Source organism: Pseudoalteromonas sp. SG44-1 (assembly GCF_014164315.1).
Taxonomy (GTDB): Bacteria; Pseudomonadota; Gammaproteobacteria; order Enterobacterales; family Alteromonadaceae; genus Pseudoalteromonas; species Pseudoalteromonas rhizosphaerae.
In genome coordinates this window covers 1-953 of record NZ_JACJEW010000195.1, presented here as the reverse complement: position 1 = coordinate 953, position 953 = coordinate 1, and the positions used below count along the sequence as shown (strand labels likewise).

3 protein-coding genes are annotated in these 953 nt (G+C 41.3%); all 3 read left to right on the top strand.

The window, feature by feature from the left end; all coding sequences use genetic code 11:
* Nucleotides 1–246 (top strand): immunity protein YezG family protein (locus tag H5187_RS23715; RefSeq protein ID WP_182798495.1); only part of this gene is annotated, 246 nt, incomplete at its 5' end.
* A 117-nt stretch (nucleotides 247–363) separates the two neighbouring features.
* A complete protein-coding gene (locus tag H5187_RS23710) occupies nucleotides 364–618 on the top strand; it encodes a hypothetical protein (protein WP_182762742.1) in 255 nt (84 codons plus the stop codon).
* 6 nt (nucleotides 619–624) lie between these two features.
* Nucleotides 625–953: GAD-like domain-containing protein (locus H5187_RS23705; RefSeq protein WP_310736905.1), on the top strand; the 329-nt coding region annotated here is incomplete at its 3' end.

The window sequence follows — 953 nt, the reverse complement described above, 5'->3', positions numbered from 1 at the left end:
TTAAATTGCGAAGATGAAAACGTACTTGAATGCAAAGCCCATTATCAAACTGCTGCTGATACAAGCGAACAGCCGATTACCGTGACGGACGAGATAGTCGATTTATTCAACACCCTATTTGAAAAGGCCACCCAACACCAACCAGAAAACTGGACACGCGCTATTTTTACCATTAATCGCCAAGGTCAATTCAATCTCAATTTTGAGCGTGAAAATACCGTTCATGAAGTAATCACAGCGCAGTAAATGTACTCATTGATAACTTGAATTCAAGTAAAAATAAACCCGCTCTTTAACAACATGGATGTTGTAAGGCTGAGCGCTAGAATCGTTTAAGATTAGTGTTTAGCCATACATTTTTGCGTGCCTGCACAACACATCCACAGACACCATTTAGCTGTTAGTTATGTACTCTCATTCCGCTCGCTTCAACATGGTAACGACCATTGCAACGGCTCTTTAGGTCCGCAGTGGGCTAAAGCACCTATAGGGAGTAAAAAAGGGGATAAAACACGCGTGCAGTTAATGGATGAGCAAGTTGAAAACGCATTTAAAAAACATGGCCCAGATGCTAAGTTGAACATTCAACTTGAGCGCTGCCCGTTAAATAAAAGGTAGACCATAATGATAGAATCCAATGACGAATATTTAGACCTTTTTTTAAGCGAGTTTGGTCAACCAACAACAACTGTACCCGCGACTATCGCTGATATAGAAGCGTATCGAGGGAAACTGCCTGACCAACTACTTGAATACTGGCAAATACTCGGGTTCAGCGGCTTTGCCGATGGTTTATTTTGGCTGACAAATCCTGCTGATTATCAAGATATTCTTGACCGATTTTTAGAAGACACCCCGTTTGAGCAAGATGATATTTATTATGTTATAGCGCGTAATGCCTGGGGCAATTTAAAACTCTACGGTGAGAAAACCGGACATTCTGTGGAAATCAG